Source organism: Pseudomonas sp. GW823-FHT06B06 (assembly GCF_058795195.1).
In genome coordinates this window covers 57,663-79,851 of the sequence record NZ_JBXAHO010000017.1, presented here as the reverse complement: position 1 = coordinate 79,851, position 22,189 = coordinate 57,663, and the positions used below count along the sequence as shown (strand labels likewise).

Sequence of the window (22,189 nt, the reverse complement as noted above, 5' to 3'; positions counted from 1 at the left end):
GATGCTTAATAGTTGAAAGTCTTGACCAGCAGCAGGTCACCGATTGCGCGCAGGGGCACGATGAAGGTTTCGCGTTTTTCGTCGACGGTGTTTTCGTTGAGCACCAGGTTGATTTGCGACGTAATGACCTCGTTCTGATTGCTGGTCTCATCGAAGTTATAGCCGCCGCTACCGAAGTTGCCCCAATAGTTGACGTAAACCAGATAGGTGCCATGCAGCGACGCGGTCATGGTGAACATTTCCGGGCCGGGGCCGTCGACGCCGTCCGGGTCGAGGCCACCACCATTGCTCATCGCCGGCCGTGCCCAGAACGCGTGCTGGCCGTCGGGGGTGACGATGTGCAGGTCAAGTTCGGCTTTTGGATCGTCCCACCCCAGCACCACGCGAATCCGTGCGGGCGTGCGTAAATTGTTGGCTTCATAGAATTGCACGCGTTTGAGCGACTGGCCTTCGGCGCTGCGCACTTCGACGCTGTTGGAACCGGCGCCGAATGCATAGGGCCGGGCAAACCGGCCCTGATCGTCGGTGTACAGGTTCAACGGATTACCGTTGACTGCGAGCGTGTGGGGTCCGCGCTGGGCACCGATGGCCTTGAGCTGGCCCTGGATCATCGTGCGATTGCGCTGCACACCACGGTCGATGGGTGGCGTGGGATAGGCGACTTGCGGGTTTTCCGTACGGTCCAGCAAACCGTTGAAGCGCCAGCCGCCCACCGGCTCCGACAGCTCGGCACTGGGCGCGGCCAGGGCGGGCGCACAGGCCCAGCCGATCAGCAGCAAAAGAAATGAGCGCATGTGATGCCTCCTGCCATGCATGACGAAACCTTGCGCCTGATCCTCGGCGCGTTACAGATGCGGGTACTGCGTTTCGTCTGAAAGACCCATGAATAGCGGGTCGTCGATGGCGCGAAGGTTAGACGTGCGGGTGTTTTTTAACAATCGGATGCGTCCGGATTTGCGGGGAGAGTCACGGTGAGCCGATTAACGCTTCTATTCGGCTCACAAAATGAGCCGAATCGCCACTCACTTTGTGGCGAGGGGATTTATCCCCGTTCGGCTACAAAGCAGTCGTAAATCCGGACAACGCATACAGTCGGAACAGACGTCAGGGGCCGCTTCGCAGCCCAACGGGGATAAATCCCCTCGCCACAGGACTGGTTCCTCTCAGGAAACGGTGGCTGAAACACCCCGCTCATTTGCCCATAAACCCCCTATCTGCTAGTGTCGCGCCGGTTTAACGTCAACCGGAAATCGCCGCCATGGCCCGCAAAAAAGCTGCACTGGATTTCGAACAGTCCCTCGCTGACCTGCAAACGCTGGTAGAGCGTCTGGAGAATGGCGAATTATCGCTGGAAGACTCGCTGGCCGCTTTCGAGCAAGGCATCGGCCTGACCCGCGATTGCCAGGCGGCGCTGGCCCAGGCCGAGCAAAAGGTTCAAGTGTTGCTCGAGCGTGATGGCGAGTTGGCCGAGGAACCCTTCGACGCGGATCAACCAGAATGATTGCAGCGTATTCAGCGACCAGCCAGGCCCGCGTCAACGCCGCCATGGAAACCCTGTTCATCGCGCCAGGCCCTGAGCTGGTGCGCTTGTACGACGCCATGCGCTACAGCGTGATGAACGGCGGCAAACGGGTGCGCCCATTGCTGGCCTACGCTGCATGCGAAGCGCTGGGCGGCAAGGCGGAGCAAGCCAACGGCGCGGCCTGCGCGGTGGAGCTTATCCATGCCTATTCGCTGGTGCACGACGATTTGCCGGCCATGGATGATGACGATCTGCGTCGCGGCCAGCCGACTACGCACAAGAAATTCGATGAAGCCTGCGCGATCCTCGCTGGCGATGGCTTGCAGAGCCTGGCGTTCAGCGCCCTGCTCGACCCGCGCCTGAGCAACGTCGACGCCGAGATCCGTCTTGAAATGGTCAGCACACTGGCATTGGCGGCAGGTCCGGCGGGCATGGTCGGCGGCCAGGCCATCGACCTTGGCTCGGTAGGCCTGAAGCTCGATCAACAGGCGCTCGAATACATGCACCGGCACAAGACCGGCGCGCTGATCGAAGCCAGCGTCAAGCTCGGCGCCCTGGCCAGTGGTCGCGCCGAGAAGGACGAACTCAAGTCCCTGCAGACTTATGCACAGGCCATCGGCCTGGCATTCCAGGTTCAGGACGACATTCTCGACGTCGAAAGCGATACCGAAACCCTGGGCAAACGCCAAGGCGCCGACATTGCCCGCGACAAGCCGACCTACCCGGCACTGCTGGGCCTGGACGCCGCCAAGGCCTATGCCCTGGAACTGCGCGATCAGGCGCTGCATGCGCTGCGACCGTTTGACGCGGCTGCCGAGCCCCTGCGTGAACTGGCCCGCTACATCGTCGAGCGACGCAACTGACGGCGAATCCGCCAAAAAAGACCAACGCGTGGGCAGGGGCCGATGCATCAGGTAAACTGCCGCATCTTTTATACCTATAACGATTCGCCTGATGCCCACGACGTTTCATGAGATTCCCCGCAAGCGCCCGACCACGCCCCTGCTCGACCGCGCGAACACGCCGGACGGCCTGCGCCGGTTAGGCGAAGCCGAGCTGGAAACCCTGGCCGATGAGTTGCGCCTGGAATTGCTCTACACGGTCGGTCAGACCGGTGGGCATTTCGGTGCAGGTCTGGGCGTCATCGAGCTGACCATCGCGTTGCATTACGTTTTCGACACCCCGGACGACCGGCTGGTGTGGGACGTGGGTCATCAGGCTTATCCGCACAAGATCCTCACCGGTCGTCGCGAGCGCATGGCCACCCTGCGCCAGAAGGACGGCGTTGCCGCCTTCCCGCGTCGATCCGAGAGCGAGTACGACACCTTTGGCGTCGGCCACTCCAGCACGTCGATCAGCGCAGCCCTGGGCATGGCGATTGCCGCCCGCCTGCAAAACAGTGATCGCAAGGCGATTGCCGTAATCGGCGACGGCGCACTGACGGCCGGCATGGCGTTCGAAGCGCTGAACCACGCGCCGGAAGTGGACGCCAACATGCTGGTGATCCTCAACGACAATGACATGTCGATCTCGCGCAACGTCGGCGGTTTGTCGAACTACCTGGCGAAGATCCTTTCCAGCCGTACCTACGCGAGCATGCGCGAGGGCAGCAAGAAAGTCCTGTCGCGCCTGCCCGGCGCCTGGGAAATCGCCCGTCGCACCGAAGAATACGCAAAAGGCATGCTGGTGCCCGGCACGCTGTTCGAAGAGCTGGGCTGGAACTACATCGGCCCGATCGATGGCCACGACCTGCCAACCCTGATCGCTACCCTGCGCAACATGCGTGATCTCAAGGGCCCGCAGTTCCTGCACATCGTCACCAAGAAAGGCAAAGGCTTCGCCCCGGCGGAGGTCGACCCGATCGGTTACCACGCCATCACCAAGCTCGAACCTGTCGATGCGCCGGCCAACCCTCCGAAGAAAGCCAGCGGGCCGAAGTACTCCGGTGTGTTCGGTGAGTGGCTGTGCGACATGGCGGCTGCCGACCCGCGCCTGGTCGGGATCACCCCGGCGATGAAGGAAGGCTCGGACCTGGTGGCCTTCAGCGAGCGCTTCCCGCTGCGCTACTTCGACGTGGCGATTGCCGAGCAACACGCCGTGACCTTTGCGGCCGGCATGGCCTGCGAAGGCGCGAAGCCGGTGGTGGCGATCTATTCGACCTTCCTGCAACGCGGCTACGACCAGTTGGTGCATGACGTCGCGGTGCAAAACCTCGACGTGCTGTTCGCCATCGATCGAGCCGGCCTGGTGGGCGAAGACGGTCCGACCCACGCGGGCAGCTTCGACCTGTCGTTCCTGCGCTGCATCCCCGGCATGCTGGTGATGACCCCGAGCGACGAAAACGAACTGCGCAAGATGCTCTCGACCGGTCATCTATATAACGGCCCGGCCGCCGTGCGTTACCCGCGCGGCAACGGCCCGAATGCGACCATCGAGAAAGACCTCGAGCCGATCGAAATCGGCAAGGGCGTGGTTCGCCGCCAGGGTAGCAAGGTCGCTTTGCTGGTGTTCGGCGTGCAACTGGCCGAGGCGCTGAAAGTCGCCGAGACGCTGGACGCGACCGTGGTCGACATGCGCTTCGTCAAACCGCTGGATGAAGAGCTGGTTCGCGAAATCGCTGGCAGCCACGAGCTGCTGGTGACCGTCGAAGAAAACGCCATCATGGGTGGTGCCGGCGGTGCGGTCAGCGAATTTCTCGCTCGCGAGAATATCCTCAAGTCGATGCTGCACCTGGGCTTGCCGGACATTTATGTCGAACACGCCAAGCCGGCGCAAATGCTGGCTGAGTGTGGACTGGATGAAGCCGGGATCGAGGCTTCGATCCGCGAGCGTCTGCAACTGCTAAACCGCTAAACCGCTATACACACTCCCCCCTGTGGGAGCGGGCTTGCCCGCGAAGAGGCCGACACATCCAACATCAATGTTGAATGTGCCGACGCCTTCGCGGGCAAGCCCGCTCCCACAGTGGTTTGTGGCGCTATCAAAATTGTGTACACCTCAAGCACCAACGGACTGTCGATGAAACTCTCCCCCCTCGCCCTGACGCTGACCCTGCTGCCAGCCGGCCCAGTGCTGGCCGACACCTTCGAACGCGACCAGGCCCTGAAGCTGCCCGACGTACTGATCAGCGCCAACCGCCAGGTCGAGGCGCGCAACGACAGCAGCGCCGCCAACACGGTCTTCACCCGCGAAGACATCGACCGGTTGCAACCCAACAGCGTCACTGACCTGCTGCGCCGTGTACCGGGGGTGCAAGTGGCACAAACCGGCGGGCGCGGCAGCCTGCCGGGAATTTACATTCGCGGCACGCAGTCGGCCCAGAGCCTGGTGCTGGTGGACGGCCAGCGGATCGGCAACTCGTCCTCCGGCGACAGCAACCTGCAACACATCAACATCGACCAGGTCGAGCGCGTGGAAGTGCTGCGCGGCTCCCGTTCGGTGATCTACGGCAGCGATGCGATTGGCGGGGTGATCCAGATCTTCACTCGGCGTGGCAGCGACCCCGGCCTGCAACCCAGGCTGCATATGGGGTTTGGCAGCAACCAGACCTGGGAGCGTAGCCTCGGCTTGTCTGGGGGCGATGAGCAGACCCGCTTCAACCTCGGCGCCAGCCTGGATGAAACCGCCGGGATCGATCGCACCCATGAGTCGTATCCCAGCGACAGTGATCACGACGCCTACCGCAACAAATCCCTGAGCCTGAGCGTGAGTCACGCCCTCAGCGACGACGTCGAGATCGGCGCCAATCTGCTGGATAACCGTGGTAAAAGCGAATTCGACAATCCGTTCGGTCGCTTCGACCTGAACACGTTCGAGTCAGTCCAGCAGCAGCCCTACAACGAATTCGATGTGAGCAGTGTCAGCAGCTACATCGACGCACGGGTCAACGACCTGTGGAAAACCCGCGTCGAGTTCGGCCACAGCGAAAACCGCGAGAAGACGTTCGACAAGCTCAGCGATGAGCGCAGCGTGTTCAATACCTATCGAGACTCGGTGAACTGGCAGAACGACCTGACACTCAACCAGCGCAACAGCCTGATCCTCGGCGGCGACTGGTACGAAGACCGCGTCAACAGCAGCACGCCGTTCGACGAGGACAGTCGCTGGAACCGCGCGGCATTTGTCCAGCATCGTTATCAGGCTGACAGATTCTCTACCGAACTGGGCCTGCGCCGCGACCAGAACCAACAGTTCGGCGGCCAGAACAGCTGGAGCGGCACCTTCACCCTGCCGCTAAACCCCGACAACGACTTGCTGCTGACCTACAGCGAAGGTTTCCGTGCGCCGACCTTCAACGACCTGTACTACCCCGACTTCAGCAACCCGGACCTTAAACCCGAGACCTCGAAAAGCTATGAACTGCAATGGCGCAGCCAATTGACCGAGAGCAGTCGCCTGGAGGCCTCGCTGTACCGTACGGACCTCGAAGACGCGATCATCTTCGGCAGCAACTCACGTCCAGAGAACGTGGCGTCGGCACGCATCAACGGCTTTGAAGCGACATTAAGACAGGAACTGTTCGGCTGGCAGAGCAACCTCGGCGTGGCGATTATCGACCCGCGTGACCGCGATACGGGGCATACCCTGGCCCGTCGCGCACGTCGCACATTGAGCTGGGATCTGGATCGACAGTTCGACCGCCTGGGCCTGGGCGCCAGTTGGCAAGCTGTTAGCAGCAGCTATGACGACCTGAACAATCAACAGCCATTGGGTGGTTATGGGTTGCTGGGGTTGCGCAGCAGTTGGGCACTCAATCGAGAGATCAGCCTGGAGCTTAAGGTCGACAACCTGCTGCACAAGGGTTACAGCCGGGCACTGTACAGCCATGAAGGCAGCCAGTACGGATATCGCGAGGAAGGTCGGGCGTGGGTGTTTGGGGTGACTTGGACCCCGGAGCTCTGATGGTCTCTGGGCTAGCCTCTTCGCGAGCAAGCCCGCGAAGGCCGCACCTCGGTCTCAGCGGTCAGGTGCAATCTCGCGGCACAACTTGGCCGTCGCCTCGACCATCTGCCCGCTCGGCCGCTCCAGGCCCTTGTCCGTAACCAGCCGCAACTGCCCCTGCCGCACCGCCGCCACCTGCGGCCACGCCTTCCACGCATCAAGTTGCGCCTGATCACCGGCCAGAATCACCTCGGGATCGCGCTGCAGGACCGCTTCGACACTGATCTGCGGCGCCGGGAGTGCCTGGTCGCCGAAGACGTTTTGCGCCCCACAGACTTCAAGCGCAGCGCTGATGATCTGCCCTCCGCCCACGGTGTATAGCGGCTTATCCCAGACTTGATAGAACACACGCAACGGATGCTCCCGCCGATAGCGTTGACGCAGCTGCGCCAGGCGCTGACGCAAATCGTTGGCCAATACCGCCCCACGCTCAGGCCGCCCGAGTTGCGAGGCAATGGCTTCGATCTGTGCGGTGAGTTGCGCGAAATCATGCGGTTCAGCGACGTAGGTCGGGATGTTCAAGCGCTTGAGTTGTTCACGCTGGGCCGGGCCGACACTGCCAGGCCAGAGCAGCAACAAATCAGGCTTGAGGCTGAGCAAACGCTCCATGTCCAGCTGACCGTAGCGCCCCACGGAGGGCAAATCCTTGAGTTCGGCGGGACGCTCACCGGCATCCAGCACGCCGACCAGCAAGTCGGCCGAACCCAGTTCGACGACCATCTCAGTGAGGGACGGAGCGAGGCTGACAACCCGCTCCACCGCCATGGCCGAGCCGCTGATCGCCAGCAGCAAAACCGCCAGCCAGACAGGGCGCATCAACCGAGCTGACGTGGAATTCGGTAGAGGTAGAACAGCACCGCGGTCGACAGCGCCAGCAGCATCAGCGGCACCGCTTCGAGACCGACAAACACCGCCAATGCACCGATCCAGGCCGGCAAGCCAGCCGCGAGGAACGCCGTGCGCCGCTTGGCCGCCAAACGGATCCATGCATCAGGCTCTTCAGGGGTATCGAGGGCTTTCTGGGTGGCGATCAACGCATGTTTATAGCCGCCAAAAAACTTCAGGCTGACAAACATCGAGGCGACACCGGCGATGAACAACGGCATTGCCAGCACCGGCAGTATGGCTTCACCCTGGCCGAACACTGCGTTGATCACGAACAGCGGCAACAAGGCCAACGCCAGGTATTGCCACCAATTGACGGACAGCCGCCGCCGTACCTGGCCGCGGGTCACGCCCGGTCTACCTCGCCCTGATGTTCATTGCCCATCATATGGTCGAGTTTGCTGGCCTTGGTTGCCAGGTAGAGTTTGTTGTGCGGATTGTGACCCGTGTGCAGCGGCACGCGCTCGGCAACCGCGATGCCCATGTCGGTCAAGGCTTTGACCTTGCGTGGGTTGTTGGTCATCAGGCGCAGGGATTTCACCCCCAGGTGCTCAAGCATCGGCAGGCACATGGCGTAATCGCGCTGGTCGGCGGCAAAGCCCAGGCGCTCGTTGGCCTCAACGGTGTCGGCACCGCCGTCCTGCAGCTCATAGGCGCGGATCTTGTTCAGCAGGCCAATGCCACGGCCTTCCTGGCGCAAATACAGCAATACGCCCCGACCTTCACGAGCGATGGCCTGCAGCGCAGCCTCAAGTTGCGAGCCGCAGTCGCAACGCTGGCTGAACAAGGCGTCGCCCGTCAGGCACTCGGAGTGCAACCGACCGAGTACCGGGGCACCATCGGCGATCTCACCCAGGCTCAGCACGACGTGCTCGCGGCCGGTGGCCTCATCGAGAAAGCCGTGCATGATGAATTGCGCAAAAGGCGTTGGCAGCTTGGAAGCGGCGACAAAAACGACAGGCACCGGTGTGCTCCTGATCTAAAAGTCTGAAGATTCGCAGGCCGGCATTGTAACAGCAGGTTCCAACCGACGCTTAGGCTGAATTATCGGCCATAACTATCAAAAAGTTTGATCTCTGTAGAAGCTGCCGCAGGCTGCGATCTTTTGATTTTGTATTTTAAGATCAAAAGATCGCAGCCTGCGGCAGCTCCTACAGGTTATTCCTCATCGAACGGGTAGGGTTGCTTCCAGCGTTCGAAGATCGGTCTGAGCTCGCCGCTTTTAACCAACTGCGCCATGCGTTGGTCGAACAACGCCATCAGGCTGCGGGCCGCCGGGGTCTTGGCAAAGCACAGGTACAACGGTAATTCGGCGATATGCGTGCGGCGAAACTGCGAAGGATCCTTCGCCCGACTGAGCACCCAATCGACTTCGGTCAGTGCGTCTATGTAGAAGTCGGCGCGGTTCTGCGTCAGCATCGAAACGATGCCGGTACGACGTAGTACTTCGTTGTAGCGGCGGACATTAGGCAGATAATGTTGATAATCGTAGCCACGCACCCACGCCAGACGGTAATTACCCAGGGTTTGCGGGGTCGGTTGCGGGCTGCTGGCCAGGCCCAGGGCGTAGATATGGTCCGTATCGAAGTTCCAGTGCGGATAAAGCACATCGCTGGATTCTTCATGGTAGGAACCGACGCATGCATCGACTTCACCCCGCTCGGCCAGTCCCATCGAGCGCACATAGGGTTCGCTGCGGATGTCCAGCTTGACCCCCGCCGGCTCGAAGACTTTGCGCAACACGTCCCAGCCGAGGCCGTGGCCGTCGGCAGCGGTATAGTCTTCCCAGTCTTCGCTGGCCAGATGAATCACGGACGGCGCGGTGATTGCCTCCTCCGCCTGGACCAGCGCACCGAACAGCACCATCACCATCGCTACCCACCAGCGTCGAGCCATCCCTAGTTCTCCCAATTAATCCCTCAGGCGAAAATCCATACCAGCCCCTGCATCGCCAACCACGCAAACACTCCAGCCAACACGTCATCGAGCATGATGCCAACGCCTCCGTGCACATGCCGGTCAACCCAGTGAATCGGCCACGGCTTGAGGATGTCGAAGAAGCGAAACATCAAAAATCCTGCCAGCAGCCACTGCCAACCTTCCGGCACCAGCCACAGGGTGATCCACATTCCGACCATCTCGTCCCAGACGATACCTTCGTGGTCGTGTACCCGTAAATCATCGGCCACCTTGCCGCACAGCCAGAAGCCGAACAGCATGGTAATGCCCAGCATCAACCAGTAACCCCAGTCGGGCAACATCTGCCATAGCGGGATAAAGGGTAGCGCAACCAGCGACCCCCAGGTGCCCGGAGCCTTTGGCAAGGTGCCGGAGCCAAAGCCAAACGCCAGGAAATGCCAGGGATTGCGCCAGACCGATGGCGGTACGAACTCCGCCGGAACCTGATTGGGGTGATCTGTCACGGTGTCTCCCGAAAATGTTGGTAGCCCCGGGTTTGCGGGGTGATGTCCTTGCCGTCGGCGTCCAGCAGCGTCACGCCCTGCCCTGCTACCACCCGCCCGACCACATGGATCGGCCAGCCGTCGGCCAGCAACAGCGGCAATTCGACAGACGGTAAGGTGAAAGCCAGTACGTAGTCGTCGCCGCCACTCAGGGCCGCAACCTGTGCGTGCGCCAGTCCAAGAAAATCGACCAGGCTTTGCGACAGCGGCAAGCGATCCCGCTCGACTTCGATGCCGACCTTCGAGGCCAGCGCGATATGCCCGCAATCAGCGAGCAGACCATCGGAGATATCCATGGCCGAAGTGGCCTTGCCACGCAGCGCCTGGCCCAATCCAAGCTGCGGTTGCGGCGACCAGTAATGCGCCAGCAGCGGCTCGGCAATGCGCGCTTGGGCCGTGCGCTGGCCGAGCACCAATGGCAAGGCACCGGCGGCATTGCCAAGGTCGCCGCCCACACACAGCAGGTCGCCCGGCCGCGCACCGCTGCGGGTCAGGGCCAAACCGCCCGGCACGCGCCCGAACACCGTCATGGTCAGGCTCAGCGGCCCGCGGGTGGTATCGCCGCCCACCAGCGCCACGCCGCAGCTCGAAGCCATAAGGTTCAAACCACGGGCATAGGCCTGCAACCAATCGGCAGTCACCGTCGGCAAAGTCAGGGCAAGGGTAAAGGCAACGGGCGTGGCGCCCATGGCAGCCAAGTCGCTCACCGCCACGGCCAGCGAGCGCTGACCGAGCAGGAATGGATCGCAGGGGTCGGCGAAATGTACGCCGGCCACCAGGGTATCGGTAGAAATCGCCAACTGCTCCCCGGGAGGGACAGCCAGCAAGGCGCAGTCATCGCCAATTCCGAGGGCAACGCCTTCGCCGCCCTGCGCACAGGGCGCGGCGGCGAAGAAATTGCGGATCAGCTCAAACTCACCCATGGCTTCGTGTCGACATTCCAAGCGCCAATCAGCGCTTGAACGCCTTCACTTCAGCTTCACGCAGACGCGGGGCCAGCTTGTCGAGCACACCGTTGACGAACTTGTGGCCATCGGTAGAACCGAAGACCTTGGCCAGTTCGATGCCTTCGTTGATCACAACGCGATACGGTACGTCGACGCGCTTGAGCAACTCCCAGGTGGACAGACGCAGAACCGCCAGTTCAACCGGGTCCAGCTCTTCGATGGTCAAGTCCAGGCAAGGCTTGAGCGCGGTGTCGATTTCGGTCTTGAACTGCGGAACCCCGTGCAGGATTTCGCGGAAATACGCACCATCGACATCGGTGAAATCGTTATCGACCCGGAACTGCGCTTCGATCTCGTTCAGCGATTGCTTGGCCATGTGCCATTGGTACAGCGCCTGAGTCGCGAGCTGACGGGCTTCGCGACGCTTGACGCTTTTCGATGGCTTGCCAGCATCCGCAGGTTTTGGATCGCGCGGGTTGAAACGATCGCTTTCGTCGCTAATCACTTGGCCTCCAACTGCGCCAGCAGGCTGACCATTTCCAGAGCGGACAGGGCAGCTTCGGCACCTTTGTTCCCGGCCTTGGTGCCGGAACGTTCAATGGCTTGCTCGATGGAATCGACGGTCAGGACGCCGAAAGCGACCGGTACGCCGAACTCCATGGACACCTGGGCCAGGCCCTTGGTGCACTCGCCAGCCACGTATTCGAAGTGCGGAGTACCGCCACGAATGACCGCGCCCAGGGCGATGATTGCCGCGAACTCGCCCTTCTGAGCGACTTTCTGCGCAACCAGCGGAATTTCGAAGGCGCCAGGGGCGCGGATGATGGTGATGTCGCTTTCGCTCACGCCATGGCGAACCAGGGCATCAACAGCACCGCTGACCAGGCTTTCAACGACGAAACTGTTGAAACGGCCTACTACCAAAGCATAGCGGCCTTTAGGGGCGATGAAGGTACCTTCGATGGTCTTCAGGGTCATTCGATAGATCTCTTAAAGAGCCGGGACGCGTCTCGTACGCGCCCCTCAGTGATATTTGAACCGCGAATTCAAGGCCGGAAACAACCGGTCATTATTCGGAGGGCACGTATTCTACAACTTCCAGATCGAAACCGGATATCGCATTAAACTTCATCGGTGCCGACATCAAGCGCATTTTGCGTACGCCGAGGTCGCGCAGGATCTGCGAACCGGCTCCCACGGTGCTGTAGGTGGTCGGTTTTTTCACCGCCGCGTGGTCTGCGGTTTCGCGGATATGCGCCAGTAACACGTCGCCATCGAGCGGGTGTCCGAGCAACAGCACCACGCCGCTGCCGGCCTCGGCAACCGCGGACATGGCGGCGCGCAGGCTCCAGCGGCCCGGCTGCTTGACCATCAGCAGGTCGCGCAGCGGGTCCATATTGTGCACGCGCACCAGGGTCGGTTCTTCGGCGCAGACATTGCCCAAGGTCAGGGCCATGTGCACGTCACCTTCCACGGAATCACGATAGGTCACCAGGTTGAATTGGCCCAGTTCGCTGTCCAGAGGCTGCTCGGCAATCCGCTGAACGGTACGTTCGTGGATCATCCGGTAGTGAATCAGGTCGGCGATGGTGCCGATCTTGATATTGTGTTCAGCCGCAAAGGCTTCCAGTTCGGCACGACGGGACATGGTGCCGTCGTCGTTCATCACTTCGCAGATCACCCCGCTCGGCTCGAAACCGGCCATGCGCGCCAGATCGCACGCGGCTTCAGTGTGGCCGGCGCGGGCCAGGGTGCCGCCGGCCTGGGCCATCAGCGGGAAAATGTGGCCGGGGCTGACGATGTCTTCAGCCTTGGCATCACGGGCGGCAGCCGCTTGCACGGTGCGCGCACGGTCGGCGGCAGAGATGCCGGTGGTGACGCCTGTGGCCGCTTCGATCGATACGGTGAACTTGGTGCCGAAACCGGAGCCGTTGCGTGGGGCCATCAGTGGCAGCTTGAGCAGTTCACAGCGCTCGCGGGTCATCGGCATGCAGATCAGGCCACGGGCGTGCTTGGCCATGAAGTTGATGTGTTCGGCCTGACAGCACTCGGCGGCCATGATCAGGTCGCCTTCGTTCTCGCGGTCTTCGTCATCCATGAGGATGACCATCTTGCCTTGGCGGATGTCTTCAACCAGTTCTTCGATGCTATTGAGCGCCACAAGGCACCCCCATTCTTTTAGAAATTGAGTTTCAGGATTTGAGGTAGCCGTTGGCGGCGAGAAAGCTTTCGGTAATGTTGCTGCCGGTAGTTGGCTCAGCGGCCTTGTCGCCCAGCAGCAGACGCTCCAGGTAACGGGCCAGCAAGTCCACTTCCAGGTTCACCCGGCGACCTGGCTGGTACGACGCCATGATGGTTTCGCTCAGGGTGTGCGGAATGATCGTCAGCAGGAACTCGGCGCCATCGACCGCGTTCACGGTCAGGCTGGTGCCGTCGACGGTGATCGAGCCTTTATGGGCGATGTACTTGGCCAAGTCCTTCGGCGCGCGGATGCGGAACTCCACGGCACGCGCGTTCTCGGTACGGGCAACGACTTCGCCCACGCCGTCGACGTGGCCACTGACCAGGTGCCCGCCCAGGCGTGTAGTCGGAGTCAGGGCTTTTTCCAGATTGACCGGGCTGCCGCTCTTGAGGTCATTCATGGCGGTGCAGTCGAGGGTTTCGCGACTGACGTCAGCTGCAAAGCCGTTGCCCGGCAGTTCAACGGCGGTCAGGCATACGCCGTTGACCGCGATGCTGTCGCCCAGTTTGACGTCGCTCAGGTCGAGCTTGCCGGTTTCTACATGCACCCGCACATCTCCGCCTTTTGGGGTCAATGCACGAATACTGCCGATGGATTCGATGATGCCGGTGAACATGGGGTTCTCCTCGAGAACAGAGCCAGCGCTATAGCGATGGCCGGAAATTATACGCTCGCTGCCGGTGAAGGAATGGCGGTGACTCGCCAGTCATCGCCCACCGCGCGAATTTCGGTGATTTTGAGCTCGGGTGCATCCTTCATCTGCGCGAGCGGCCAGTCCAGCAGCGGTCGTGCCGAAGAGCCCAAGAACTTGCCGGCAATGAAAATCTGGAACTCATCCACCAAACCGAGTTGAGCGAAAGCACCGGCCAGCCGTGGACCGGCCTCCACCAGCACCTCGTTGACGCCACGGTGGGCGAGTTCGACCAGTAGCTGACGCAGATCGACCTGACCGTCGTAGCCCGGCACGATCAAGCATTCCGGACCATTGGCGTATTGCTCTTCCACCGCTACACAGGTGGCGACCAGCGCCGGGCCGGCCTTGAAGAACGGGGCATCCAACGGTACGCGCAGACGCCCGTCGACCAGTACGCGTAGCGGCGGACGGCTCATGACCAAAGCGGTTTGATCGGCATCCAGGCCCAGCTCATTGGCGCGCACGGTCAAGCGGGCGTTGTCTGCCAGCACGGTGTCGGCACCGGTCAGCACCACACTGGCCTGGGCACGCAGGCGTTGTACCGCCGAACGTGCCGCGGGCCCGGTGATCCATTGGCTTTCGCCGCCTTCCATCGCCGTGCGACCGTCCAGGCTCATGGCCAACTTGACCCGCACGAACGGCAAGCCATGTTCCATGCGCTTGAGGAAGCCCTGATTGAGCTTGCGCGCCTCACCTTCCAGCACACCGCTTTCAGTGGCGATGCCGGCCTGGGCCAGGCGTTGCAGGCCACGTCCGGCCACTTCCGGGTTCGGGTCCTGCATCGCCGCCACGACCCGCGCCACACCGGCGTTCACCAACGCATCGGCGCACGGAGGCGTGCGACCGTGGTGACTGCAGGGTTCGAGGGTCACGTAGGCGGTGGCGCCACGGGCCAGCTCACCGGCGGCACGCAAGGCGTGGACTTCGGCGTGGGGTTCACCGGCGCGCTCGTGCCAGCCTTCGCCGACGATCTGCCCGTCACGCACGATCACGCAGCCGACCCTCGGGTTGGGGTGTGTCGTGTAATGCCCTTTGCGCGCGAGTTCCAGCGCGCGGGCCATGTAATGGGCGTCGAGGATGGCAAGTTCTGCTGGCGTGGTCATTCTTTCACCGGTTCCCGGGCCAGGCGATCGATTTCTTCGCGGAACTCATTGAGGTCCTGGAAGCGGCGATACACCGAGGCGAAGCGGATGTAGGCGACTTCGTCGAGCTTTTGCAGCTCGGCCATCACCAGCTCACCGACCACGAGGGACTTGACCTCGCGTTCGCCAGTGGCGCGCAGTTTGTGTTTGATGTGCACCAGCGACGATTCGAGGCGCTCGACACTCACCGGGCGCTTCTCCAACGCACGCTGCATGCCGGCGCGGAGTTTTTCTTCGTCGAACGGCTGGCGACTGCCGTCGGTTTTGATCAGGCGCGGCAACACCAGTTCAGCGGTTTCGAACGTCGTGAAACGTTCGCCGCAGGCCAGGCATTCGCGCCGGCGGCGTACCTGTTCGCCCTCGGCGACCAGACGCGAGTCGATGACCTTGGTGTCGTTGGCACCGCAGAAGGGACAGTGCATGGTGGCAGGCAACAAAAAAAGGGAGGGCCATGGTAGCGCATCCGGGTGGCAAGACAAGACATAGGGTTTGCGGTATACAGACGGGATGATCACTGGATCCATGGATTTCACCCTTCCGGAGCTGCCAATGCCGTTACGTCCGCTCGTTTTGCTCAGCCTTTTCAGCCTGTTGGTGGCTTGCAGCAGCGATGCCCCCCAGCCGCCAACGCCTGGCCCGGCGCCACAACAAGCGCAGAAAAAAGCCCGAGAGTCGGCCAACGTCGGTCCTTTGCCGGCCCATCAACGTGAATTGAGCGGCACCCTGCAAGGCATCCCGGATGGCGCCGAAGTCGAGCTGGCCCTGCTGGTGATCGACGACAAGGACCGTCCGCAACAATTGCTCGCCAGTTCCAACCTGATCGGCACCAACCAGGCATTGCCGTTTCATCTGCGCTTCAATCCAGAATCGTTCCCGGCCGGTGCCCGCGTTGAACTGCGCGGCCGCGCCAGCCAGTCCGGCCAACTGATCCTGCACCTGCCGTCACAGCGGATCTATCAGCCGACCACCCAGGCGCTGGGCCAGCTGCAATTTGTCAAAGCGCCATGAAGACGCCGCTGGACCTGCAACAGGCGTTGGGTGAATTGCTCGGCGATGCGCGACTGGTCGCCTGTGGGCTGCCGGAGACTGATCTGAAGCTGTGGCTGATCGATGGCGACAACATGGACCGCGCCTTCAGCCCGGAAGAGACCCGCCGCATTCTGCATGAGCCGCCGTACTGGAGTTTTTGCTGGGCCAGCGGTCTGGCCGTGGCTCGGTATCTGGCGCAGAACCGGCATTGGGTCGAAGGCAAAAGGGTGTTGGATTTCGGTGCCGGCTCCGGGGTCGCGGGGATTGCCGCGGTCAAGGCGGGGGCGCTGGAAGTAGTGGCCTGCGACCTTGACCCGCTGGCGATTGCCGCCTGTCGGGCGAATGCCGAACTCAATGACGTAGCGCTCACTTACTCGACGGACTTTTTCGCCGAAGACGACCGTTTTGACCTGATCCTGGTGGCGGATGTGCTGTACGACCGGGCGAATTTGCCGCTGCTCGATGAGTTCCTCAGTCGTGGCCGCGAAGCGCTGGTGGCGGACTCGCGGGTGCGCGATTTTCGTCATCCGCTGTACCGGCGCATCGAAATGCTGGAGGCCATGACCTTGCCGGACCTGTGTGAACCCGAAGAGTTTCGGCATGTGAGCCTCTACCACGCAAACCGTTAAAAGATCGCAGCCTTCGGCAGCTCCTACATTGACCGTGTGTAAACCCGATCCTGTAGGAGCTGCCGAAGGCTGCGATCTTTTGCGCCAGCCCTTATAGTGAGCACATTCACGCTTCCAAGAGATCCCCCATGAGTCAGCAAACGCCGTACATCTTCGACGCCACGACTGCCGATTTCGACCAGTCGGTGATCGAGAACTCCTTTCACAAACCGGTGCTGGTGGATTTCTGGGCCGAATGGTGTGCCCCCTGCAAGGTCCTGATGCCGATGCTGCAGACCATTGCCGAGAGCTATCAGGGCGAACTGCTGCTGGCCAAGGTCAACTGCGACCTCGAACAGGACATCGTCGCCCGCTTCGGTATTCGTAGCCTGCCGACCGTGGTGCTGTTCAAGGATGGCCAGCCGGTCGATGGTTTTGCCGGTGCGCAGCCGGAGTCGGCCGTGCGGGCGCTGCTCGAGCCCCATGTACAAATGCCGCCACCGGCGGCCGCCGATCCGTTCGAACAGGCCCAGGCCTTGTTCGATGACAGCCGCTTCGCCGATGCGGAAGCCCTGCTGAAAGTGCTGCTGGGCGAAGACAACACCAATGCCAAGGCGCTGATTCTTTACGCCCGCTGCCTCACCGAGCGCGGTGAGCTGGGCGAGGCGCAAGCCGTACTCGACGCGGTCAAGAGCGATGAGCACAAGGCCGCCCTGGCCGGCGCCAAGGCGCAGATCAAGTTCCTCGGCCAGGCCAAGGATTTGCCGGATGCCGCCGACCTTAAAGCGCGCCTGGCAAAAAACCCACAGGACGATGAAGCGGTCTACCAGTTGGCCGTGCAACAACTGGCGCGCCAGCAGTACGACGCGGCGCTGGATGGCCTGCTCAAGTTGTTCATCCGCAACCGCAGCTACAGCGAAGGTTTGCCGCACAAGACCTTGCTGCAGGTGTTCGAACTGCTGGGTAACGATCATCCGTTAGTGACGACCTACCGCCGCAAGCTCTTTGCTGCACTGTATTAACAGCCCCGTCCTGTAGGAGCGAGCATGCTCGCGATGGACGTCAACGATGACGCGTGCTGTCTGTAGAAACGCGCCAAGCATTACGTCCATCGCGAGCATGCTCGCTCCTACAGCCAGCGATAAATCGGCGTATCGCCGCCGCTCTCGACTTTTACATCCGCACTATGACGCAAGCGCACCAACAGGCGCTTGCCCGCCGCCGCACTGCCGGCCAGCCCTTCCAGTTGATCGAGCAAGTCCGGCCCGCTCAATTGCCCGGCCTTGCGCAGCAAATCCCTGGCAACCTGCCACAGCGCATCGTCTTGATTCAGCGGTTTCGCCGCTGGTGCACTGACTTCGGTTTTTTCTACCTGCAGTTGCGCCCCCAGCCGCGCCCAATCGGCGTCATCCATCTCCAGCGTCAAATCCACCGGCCAGTCGCCGATGTTTCCGCGAATTCGCAACATGAGTCAGCTCCCGAACATTTCTTCATGCCCATGCTCCCATGGGGCTTGTGCAACGCCAAGCTGGCAGTCACAATCCGCGCACAAACGTTATAAGATCACATAACATTTTTTTCATCTTGTCTTTCGGAGACTCGCCATGCGCCGCCTGCTTCTCGCCCTGCCGTTTGCCATGTTGCCGCTGGCTGTGGCCCATGCCGCCGACGAACATGATCACGACCATGAGCACGGCAGCCTTGGCGCCCACGAGCACGGCGTCGGGCGCCTGAACGCGGTGCTGGACGGCCAGACCCTGGAGCTGGAGCTGGAAAGTCCGGCGATGAATCTGGTGGGATTCGAGCATGCCGCCGCCACCGACGCTGACAAGGCCAAGGTCGCCGCAGTCCGCAGTCAGCTTGAAAAACCCTTGACGCTGTTCAACCTGCCGACAGCAGCCGGTTGTGGGGTGGCTTCTCAGAAACTGCAAAGCCCCCTCTTCGGTGACAAGCCGGACGCCGACGACGATCACGACAAAGATGCCAAGGACGAGCATCACCACGATCACAGCGAAATCCACGCCCGCTACCAGTTCACCTGCACTACACCCGCTGCGCTGAAAAACCTGGACCTGGCGAATATCTTCAACACATTCCCGGCGACCCAGAAAATTCAGGTACAACTGATCGGCCCGAGCGGGCAGCAAGGGGTTGAAGTGACGGCAAAGGCTGCCGCCCTCAAATTCTGAATTCACTGCAAAACCAATGTGGGAGCGGGCTTGCTCGCGAAGGCAGTGTGTCATGCAACATAGATGTCGACTGACACTCCCCCCTTCGCGAGCAAGCCCGCTCCCACAGGTTAATCAACATTCATGAAATCGGCGCCATGACCCAAGCACTCATCGAACTGTCCGACCTGGGCTTCAGCTGGCCCGGTCATCCGCCATTGCTGGATATCCCGGCGTTTCGCCTGGAACCGGGGGAAACCCTGTTCCTCAAGGGCCCCAGCGGCAGCGGCAAGACCACCCTGCTCGGCCTGCTCGGCGGTGTGCAAAAGCCCGATCGCGGCAGCATTCGCCTGCTCGGCCAGGAGCTGACGGCACTCTCTGCCGGCGCCCGCGATCACTTTCGCGTCGATCACACCGGCTACATTTTCCAGCAGTTCAACCTGCTGCCGTTTCTGTCAGTGCGCGAGAACGTCGAACTGCCCTGCCACTTCTCCAAACTGCGCGCCGAGCGGGCAAAACAGCGCCACGGCAGCATCGATCAGGCCGCCGCCACCCTGCTCGCGCATTTGGGTTTGAAGGACGACAACATCCTCGCTCGCCGCGCCGACTCCCTGTCCATCGGCCAGCAACAACGAGTGGCCGCCGCGCGCGCGCTGATCGGTCAACCGGAACTGGTGATCGCCGATGAGCCGACCTCGGCCCTCGACTACGACGCCCGGGAGAACTTCATTCGCCTGCTGTTCGCCGAATGCCGCGAAGCCGGGTCGAGCCTGTTGTTCGTCAGCCATGACCAGAGCCTGGCGCCGCTGTTCGACCGCCACCTGTCGCTGGCCGAACTCAATCGCGCCGCCACGTCTTTCGAGGTTTGAGATGTATCTGTTTCGTCTAGCCATGGCCAGCCTGTCAAACCGCCGTTTCACCGCGATCCTCACCGCGTTCGCCATTGCCCTGTCGGTGTGCCTGCTGCTGGCTGTGGAACGGGTGCGCACCGAGGCCAAGGCCAGTTTCGCCAGCACCATCAGCGGCACCGACCTGATCGTCGGCGCACGTTCCGGCTCGGTCAACCTGCTGCTGTACTCAGTGTTCCGCATCGGCAACGCCACCAACAATATCCGCTGGGACAGCTTCGAACACTTCGCCAACAACCCGAAAGTGAAGTGGGCCATCCCGATGTCACTCGGCGACTCCCATCGCGGTTATCGGGTGATGGGCACCACCGAGGCGTACTTCGAACACTACCAGTACGGCCGCCAGCAACACCTGGAACTGGCCGATGGCCGTGCCTTCGCCACCGATCCGTTCGAAGTGGTGCTCGGTGCCGAAGTGGCCGACGCATTGCACTACAAACTCGGCGACAAGCTGGTGCTGGCCCACGGTGTGGCCGTGATCAGCCTGGTCAAGCATGACGACAAGCCCTTCACCGTGGTCGGCATTCTCAAGCGTACTGGCACCCCGGTGGACCGCACACTGCACATCAGCCTCGGCGGTATGGAGGCCATTCACGTTGATTGGCACAACGGTGTGCCGGCCCGGGGCAACGGGCGGATCAGCGCCGATCAGGCGCGCAACATGGACCTGACGCCCCAAGCGATCACCGCATTCATGCTCGGCCTGAACAGCAAGATTTCAACCTTTGCCTTGCAGCGCGAAATCAACGAATTCCGCGGCGAACCGATGCTGGCGATCTTGCCGGGCGTTGCGCTGCAAGAGTTGTGGAGCTTGATGAGCACCGCGGAAAAAGCCTTGTTCGTGGTGTCGCTGTTCGTGGTGTTGACCGGGTTGATCGGCATGCTCACGGCGATTCTTACCAGCCTCAACGAACGCCGCCGGGAGATGGCGATCCTGCGTTCGGTAGGTGCGCGACCTTGGCATGTCGCGACGCTGCTGGTACTGGAAGCGTTTGCCTTGGCGCTGGCCGGTGTGGTTGCCGGCGTGGCGCTGCTTTACATCGGCATCGCTGCGGCACAGGGTTACGTGCAAGCCAATTACGGCCTGTTTCTGCCACTGGCATGGCCAAGTGAATATGAATGGACGCTACTCGGTGGCATCCTGATCGCTGCGTTGCTGATGGGCAGCGTGCCTGCCTGGCGCGCCTATCGCCAATCCCTGGCCGATGGCCTGTCGATTCGTTTATGAGGATGTTGAAATGCCCCGCGCTGTCTTTGCGCTGTTGATGCTGGTCGCCCTGCCATTGTGGGCGGCTGCGCCGAAAGAGCTGACCTGGTCGGAAATGATCCCGCCGGATGCGGCCGCGGAAGTGCCGAACATGACGCCGCTGCATGACCTGTCGAAGATGAGCGATGCACTGGCTGCCGAATCGGCACCGGCCGCGAAGCAGGACATGCCCAACGCGCCGGTGGTCAAGGCCCTCGACGGGCAGAACATTCGCTTGCCGGGCTACATCGTGCCGCTGGAAGTGAGTGAAGAAGGTCGCACCACGGAGTTTCTGCTGGTGCCGTATTTCGGCGCCTGTATTCACGTACCGCCACCGCCGTCGAACCAGATCGTGCATGTCAAAAGCGAAGTGGGCGTGAAGCTCGACGAGCTGTATCAGCCGTACTGGATCGAAGGTGCGTTGCAGGTAAAAGCGTCCACCAGCGAGTTGGCGGATGCCGGTTACCAGATGGAGGCGGACAAGATTTACCTGTATGAATTGCCATAGGCGCGAGGCTTGCCCGCGAAGAGGCCCTCACAGGTTCCCCAAAAAACAATCTCATCTCACTTTCATTGAGCTGCATCAAAAGACCAAATCGTTAGCCGACTTACCATTGGACATCGAACATTTTTAACGTCCTCTGGAGCCCCCATGAACAAGTCCTTGCTCGGCGCCTCGCTGTTTGCCCTCGCGCTCGCGGCCCCGCTCGCCCACGCTCACGAAAAAGGCGACATCCTCTTGCGTGCAGGCGCGATCACCGTCGATCCGAATACCGACAGTTCCAGCGTCAAGGTCGATCAGGGCCCATTGAGCGGTGCCGACCTGGGCGGCGAGGCGACGCTGAGCAGCGACACACAACTGGGCCTTAACTTCGCCTATATGATCACCGATCACCTTGGCATCGAATTGCTGGCGGCCACGCCGTTCGAGCATGACGTAAAACTCAAGGGCACTGCCCTGAGCGCAGCCAACGGCAAACTCGGCAGTTTTAATCAACTGCCGCCGACCTTGAGCCTGGTGTACTACCCGCTCGACCCCAAGTCCGCGTTCCAGCCCTATGTCGGTGCAGGCGTCAACTACACCTGGATGTATGACGAACACCTGAGCAGCGAAGCGCGCGCCAATGGTTTCAGCAACTTCAAGACCGAAAACTCCTGGGGCGTGGCCTGGCAGGTAGGTGCCGATTACATGCTGACTGACAACATCCTGTTCAACGCGCAGATGCGCTACATCGACATCGACACGCGTGCGACCGTGGAAAACAACGCCATCGCGCCGGGCACCCGGGCACGGGTGAACGTGGATGCGGATCCGTTTATCTACATGGTCGGCCTGGGTTACAAGTTCTAAACATTCACGTGGTGGTGATGATCGTTCCCCCGCTCAGCGTGGGA

The 22,189-nt window shown here is 61.6% G+C and carries 26 protein-coding genes; 12 read left to right on the top strand and 14 right to left on the bottom strand.

From position 1 onward, the window contains the following. Positions 1–5 precede the first annotated feature (5 nt). Positions 6–794: a YfaP family protein gene (locus AC1Q8Q_RS17370; RefSeq protein WP_020796287.1), complete on the bottom strand. Its 789-nt coding sequence runs from the start codon at positions 792–794 to the stop codon at positions 6–8. A 464-nt stretch (positions 795–1,258) separates the two neighbouring features. Here AC1Q8Q_RS17370 and AC1Q8Q_RS17365 point away from each other — a divergent pair, with 464 nt between their 5' ends. The 4 genes from AC1Q8Q_RS17365 (at position 1,259) to AC1Q8Q_RS17350 (ending at position 6,424) form a co-directional block, all read left to right on the top strand. Continuing rightward, on the top strand, positions 1,259–1,501 hold the full coding sequence (locus tag AC1Q8Q_RS17365) for an exodeoxyribonuclease VII small subunit (protein ID WP_007970180.1): 243 nt from the start codon (positions 1,259–1,261) through the stop codon (positions 1,499–1,501). After that, a complete protein-coding gene (gene ispA / locus AC1Q8Q_RS17360; protein WP_020796286.1) occupies positions 1,498–2,385 on the top strand; it encodes a (2E,6E)-farnesyl diphosphate synthase in 888 nt (295 codons plus the stop codon). The genes AC1Q8Q_RS17365 and ispA overlap by 4 nt, the downstream gene beginning before the upstream one ends. 91 nt (positions 2,386–2,476) lie before the next feature. After that, positions 2,477–4,375, top strand: coding sequence for a 1-deoxy-D-xylulose-5-phosphate synthase (gene dxs, locus AC1Q8Q_RS17355; RefSeq protein ID WP_168759012.1), 1,899 nt, complete (start codon positions 2,477–2,479; stop codon positions 4,373–4,375). Positions 4,376–4,540: 165 nt separating this feature from the next. After that, the gene (locus AC1Q8Q_RS17350; protein ID WP_168759013.1) at positions 4,541–6,424 is read left to right on the top strand and encodes a TonB-dependent receptor domain-containing protein; all 1,884 of its coding nucleotides are present in this window, start codon (positions 4,541–4,543) and stop codon (positions 6,422–6,424) included. Positions 6,425–6,478: 54 nt separating this feature from the next. Here AC1Q8Q_RS17350 and AC1Q8Q_RS17345 read toward each other — a convergent pair whose 3' ends face one another. The 12 genes from AC1Q8Q_RS17345 to nrdR all read right to left on the bottom strand — a co-directional run bounded on the left by AC1Q8Q_RS17345 (position 6,479) and on the right by nrdR (position 15,257). Beyond that, positions 6,479–7,279: a cobalamin-binding protein gene (locus tag AC1Q8Q_RS17345; protein WP_168759014.1), complete on the bottom strand. Its 801-nt coding sequence runs from the start codon at positions 7,277–7,279 to the stop codon at positions 6,479–6,481. Further along, positions 7,279–7,698 carry a hypothetical protein gene (locus AC1Q8Q_RS17340; RefSeq protein WP_020796282.1) on the bottom strand — a complete coding sequence of 140 codons (420 nt, stop codon included), beginning with the start codon at positions 7,696–7,698 and terminating at the stop codon, positions 7,279–7,281. The genes AC1Q8Q_RS17345 and AC1Q8Q_RS17340 overlap by 1 nt, the downstream gene beginning before the upstream one ends. Then, on the bottom strand, positions 7,695–8,312 hold the full coding sequence (gene ribA, locus AC1Q8Q_RS17335; RefSeq protein WP_008059515.1) for a GTP cyclohydrolase II: 618 nt from the start codon (positions 8,310–8,312) through the stop codon (positions 7,695–7,697). The genes AC1Q8Q_RS17340 and ribA overlap by 4 nt, the downstream gene beginning before the upstream one ends. A gap of 194 nt (positions 8,313–8,506) precedes the next feature. Further along, the gene (locus tag AC1Q8Q_RS17330; protein ID WP_033044775.1) at positions 8,507–9,244 is read right to left on the bottom strand and encodes a substrate-binding periplasmic protein; all 738 of its coding nucleotides are present in this window, start codon (positions 9,242–9,244) and stop codon (positions 8,507–8,509) included. 23 nt (positions 9,245–9,267) lie between these two features. Beyond that, entirely contained in the window at positions 9,268–9,771 is a 504-nt protein-coding gene (locus AC1Q8Q_RS17325) for a phosphatidylglycerophosphatase A family protein (protein ID WP_020796280.1), read from the bottom strand. After that, complete coding sequence (gene thiL / locus AC1Q8Q_RS17320) at positions 9,768–10,733, bottom strand: thiamine-phosphate kinase (protein WP_020796279.1); 966 nt, start codon at positions 10,731–10,733, stop codon at positions 9,768–9,770. The genes AC1Q8Q_RS17325 and thiL overlap by 4 nt, the downstream gene beginning before the upstream one ends. Before the next feature lie 28 nt (positions 10,734–10,761). Then, positions 10,762–11,262 carry a transcription antitermination factor NusB gene (gene nusB / locus AC1Q8Q_RS17315; RefSeq protein WP_008000432.1) on the bottom strand — a complete coding sequence of 167 codons (501 nt, stop codon included), beginning with the start codon at positions 11,260–11,262 and terminating at the stop codon, positions 10,762–10,764. Further along, positions 11,259–11,735: a 6,7-dimethyl-8-ribityllumazine synthase gene (gene ribH, locus AC1Q8Q_RS17310; RefSeq protein ID WP_003228649.1), complete on the bottom strand. Its 477-nt coding sequence runs from the start codon at positions 11,733–11,735 to the stop codon at positions 11,259–11,261. The genes nusB and ribH overlap by 4 nt, the downstream gene beginning before the upstream one ends. Before the next feature lie 91 nt (positions 11,736–11,826). Beyond that, positions 11,827–12,918, bottom strand: coding sequence for a bifunctional 3,4-dihydroxy-2-butanone-4-phosphate synthase/GTP cyclohydrolase II (ribBA, locus tag AC1Q8Q_RS17305; RefSeq protein WP_020796278.1), 1,092 nt, complete (start codon positions 12,916–12,918; stop codon positions 11,827–11,829). A gap of 31 nt (positions 12,919–12,949) precedes the next feature. Then, positions 12,950–13,615 carry a riboflavin synthase gene (locus tag AC1Q8Q_RS17300; RefSeq protein WP_020796277.1) on the bottom strand — a complete coding sequence of 222 codons (666 nt, stop codon included), beginning with the start codon at positions 13,613–13,615 and terminating at the stop codon, positions 12,950–12,952. Positions 13,616–13,662: 47 nt separating this feature from the next. Continuing rightward, entirely contained in the window at positions 13,663–14,796 is a 1,134-nt protein-coding gene (ribD, locus tag AC1Q8Q_RS17295; RefSeq protein ID WP_492615282.1) for a bifunctional diaminohydroxyphosphoribosylaminopyrimidine deaminase/5-amino-6-(5-phosphoribosylamino)uracil reductase RibD, read from the bottom strand. Next, the gene (gene nrdR, locus AC1Q8Q_RS17290; RefSeq protein ID WP_003228656.1) at positions 14,793–15,257 is read right to left on the bottom strand and encodes a transcriptional regulator NrdR; all 465 of its coding nucleotides are present in this window, start codon (positions 15,255–15,257) and stop codon (positions 14,793–14,795) included. The genes ribD and nrdR overlap by 4 nt, the downstream gene beginning before the upstream one ends. A 127-nt stretch (positions 15,258–15,384) precedes the next feature. On the opposite strand from nrdR, the gene AC1Q8Q_RS17285 reads away from it, so the two are divergent. The 3 genes from AC1Q8Q_RS17285 (at position 15,385) to trxA (ending at position 17,494) form a co-directional block, all read left to right on the top strand. After that, positions 15,385–15,843, top strand: a complete 459-nt coding sequence (locus AC1Q8Q_RS17285) for a YbaY family lipoprotein (RefSeq protein ID WP_168759016.1) — start codon at positions 15,385–15,387, stop codon at positions 15,841–15,843. Beyond that, positions 15,840–16,493, top strand: a complete 654-nt coding sequence (locus AC1Q8Q_RS17280) for a class I SAM-dependent methyltransferase (RefSeq protein ID WP_033044777.1) — start codon at positions 15,840–15,842, stop codon at positions 16,491–16,493. The genes AC1Q8Q_RS17285 and AC1Q8Q_RS17280 overlap by 4 nt, the downstream gene beginning before the upstream one ends. A gap of 128 nt (positions 16,494–16,621) precedes the next feature. Next, positions 16,622–17,494 (top strand): thioredoxin, encoded by an 873-nt coding sequence (trxA, locus tag AC1Q8Q_RS17275; protein WP_008065763.1) that lies wholly within the window; start codon positions 16,622–16,624, stop codon positions 17,492–17,494. Between the two features lie 107 nt (positions 17,495–17,601). Here trxA and AC1Q8Q_RS17270 read toward each other — a convergent pair whose 3' ends face one another. Further along, entirely contained in the window at positions 17,602–17,940 is a 339-nt protein-coding gene (locus tag AC1Q8Q_RS17270) for a hypothetical protein (RefSeq protein ID WP_020796272.1), read from the bottom strand. A gap of 136 nt (positions 17,941–18,076) precedes the next feature. Between AC1Q8Q_RS17270 and AC1Q8Q_RS17265 the strand changes: the two genes are divergently transcribed. The 5 genes from AC1Q8Q_RS17265 (at position 18,077) to AC1Q8Q_RS17245 (ending at position 22,145) form a co-directional block, all read left to right on the top strand. Further along, complete coding sequence (locus AC1Q8Q_RS17265) at positions 18,077–18,661, top strand: DUF2796 domain-containing protein (protein WP_033043468.1); 585 nt, start codon at positions 18,077–18,079, stop codon at positions 18,659–18,661. A 137-nt stretch (positions 18,662–18,798) separates the two neighbouring features. Beyond that, the gene (locus AC1Q8Q_RS17260) at positions 18,799–19,509 is read left to right on the top strand and encodes an ABC transporter ATP-binding protein (RefSeq protein WP_033043467.1); all 711 of its coding nucleotides are present in this window, start codon (positions 18,799–18,801) and stop codon (positions 19,507–19,509) included. Between the two features lies 1 nt (position 19,510). Then, on the top strand, positions 19,511–20,776 hold the full coding sequence (locus AC1Q8Q_RS17255; RefSeq protein ID WP_020796269.1) for an ABC transporter permease: 1,266 nt from the start codon (positions 19,511–19,513) through the stop codon (positions 20,774–20,776). 10 nt (positions 20,777–20,786) lie between these two features. Then, positions 20,787–21,302: a DUF3299 domain-containing protein gene (locus AC1Q8Q_RS17250; RefSeq protein WP_020796268.1), complete on the top strand. Its 516-nt coding sequence runs from the start codon at positions 20,787–20,789 to the stop codon at positions 21,300–21,302. Between the two features lie 144 nt (positions 21,303–21,446). Then, complete coding sequence (locus AC1Q8Q_RS17245; RefSeq protein ID WP_020796267.1) at positions 21,447–22,145, top strand: OmpW/AlkL family protein; 699 nt, start codon at positions 21,447–21,449, stop codon at positions 22,143–22,145. Positions 22,146–22,189: the final 44 nt, after the last annotated feature.

Excerpts from the sequence above, each read along its gene's own strand:
- AC1Q8Q_RS17365 (WP_007970180.1), top strand. The coding sequence starts at position 1,259 with ATGGCCCGCAAAAAAGCTGCACTGGATTTCGAACAGTCCCTCGCTGAC.
- AC1Q8Q_RS17280 (WP_033044777.1), top strand. The coding sequence starts at position 15,840 with ATGAAGACGCCGCTGGACCTGCAACAGGCGTTGGGTGAATTGCTCGGC.
- AC1Q8Q_RS17265 (WP_033043468.1), top strand. The coding sequence starts at position 18,077 with ATGCGCCGCCTGCTTCTCGCCCTGCCGTTTGCCATGTTGCCGCTGGCT.
- trxA (WP_008065763.1), top strand. The coding sequence starts at position 16,622 with ATGAGTCAGCAAACGCCGTACATCTTCGACGCCACGACTGCCGATTTC.
- ribD (WP_492615282.1), bottom strand. The coding sequence starts at position 14,796 with ATGACCACGCCAGCAGAACTTGCCATCCTCGACGCCCATTACATGGCC.
- dxs (WP_168759012.1), top strand. The coding sequence starts at position 2,477 with ATGCCCACGACGTTTCATGAGATTCCCCGCAAGCGCCCGACCACGCCC.
- AC1Q8Q_RS17270 (WP_020796272.1), bottom strand. The coding sequence starts at position 17,940 with ATGTTGCGAATTCGCGGAAACATCGGCGACTGGCCGGTGGATTTGACG.
- AC1Q8Q_RS17330 (WP_033044775.1), bottom strand. The coding sequence starts at position 9,244 with ATGGCTCGACGCTGGTGGGTAGCGATGGTGATGGTGCTGTTCGGTGCG.
- AC1Q8Q_RS17245 (WP_020796267.1), top strand. The coding sequence starts at position 21,447 with ATGAACAAGTCCTTGCTCGGCGCCTCGCTGTTTGCCCTCGCGCTCGCG.
- AC1Q8Q_RS17370 (WP_020796287.1), bottom strand. The coding sequence starts at position 794 with ATGCGCTCATTTCTTTTGCTGCTGATCGGCTGGGCCTGTGCGCCCGCC.
- AC1Q8Q_RS17255 (WP_020796269.1), top strand. The coding sequence starts at position 19,511 with ATGTATCTGTTTCGTCTAGCCATGGCCAGCCTGTCAAACCGCCGTTTC.
- AC1Q8Q_RS17285 (WP_168759016.1), top strand. The coding sequence starts at position 15,385 with ATGCCGTTACGTCCGCTCGTTTTGCTCAGCCTTTTCAGCCTGTTGGTG.
- AC1Q8Q_RS17345 (WP_168759014.1), bottom strand. The coding sequence starts at position 7,279 with ATGCGCCCTGTCTGGCTGGCGGTTTTGCTGCTGGCGATCAGCGGCTCG.
- AC1Q8Q_RS17250 (WP_020796268.1), top strand. The coding sequence starts at position 20,787 with ATGCCCCGCGCTGTCTTTGCGCTGTTGATGCTGGTCGCCCTGCCATTG.
- ispA (WP_020796286.1), top strand. The coding sequence starts at position 1,498 with ATGATTGCAGCGTATTCAGCGACCAGCCAGGCCCGCGTCAACGCCGCC.
- ribH (WP_003228649.1), bottom strand. The coding sequence starts at position 11,735 with ATGACCCTGAAGACCATCGAAGGTACCTTCATCGCCCCTAAAGGCCGC.
- nrdR (WP_003228656.1), bottom strand. The coding sequence starts at position 15,257 with ATGCACTGTCCCTTCTGCGGTGCCAACGACACCAAGGTCATCGACTCG.
- AC1Q8Q_RS17260 (WP_033043467.1), top strand. The coding sequence starts at position 18,799 with ATGACCCAAGCACTCATCGAACTGTCCGACCTGGGCTTCAGCTGGCCC.
- AC1Q8Q_RS17350 (WP_168759013.1), top strand. The coding sequence starts at position 4,541 with ATGAAACTCTCCCCCCTCGCCCTGACGCTGACCCTGCTGCCAGCCGGC.
- thiL (WP_020796279.1), bottom strand. The coding sequence starts at position 10,733 with ATGGGTGAGTTTGAGCTGATCCGCAATTTCTTCGCCGCCGCGCCCTGT.
- AC1Q8Q_RS17300 (WP_020796277.1), bottom strand. The coding sequence starts at position 13,615 with ATGTTCACCGGCATCATCGAATCCATCGGCAGTATTCGTGCATTGACC.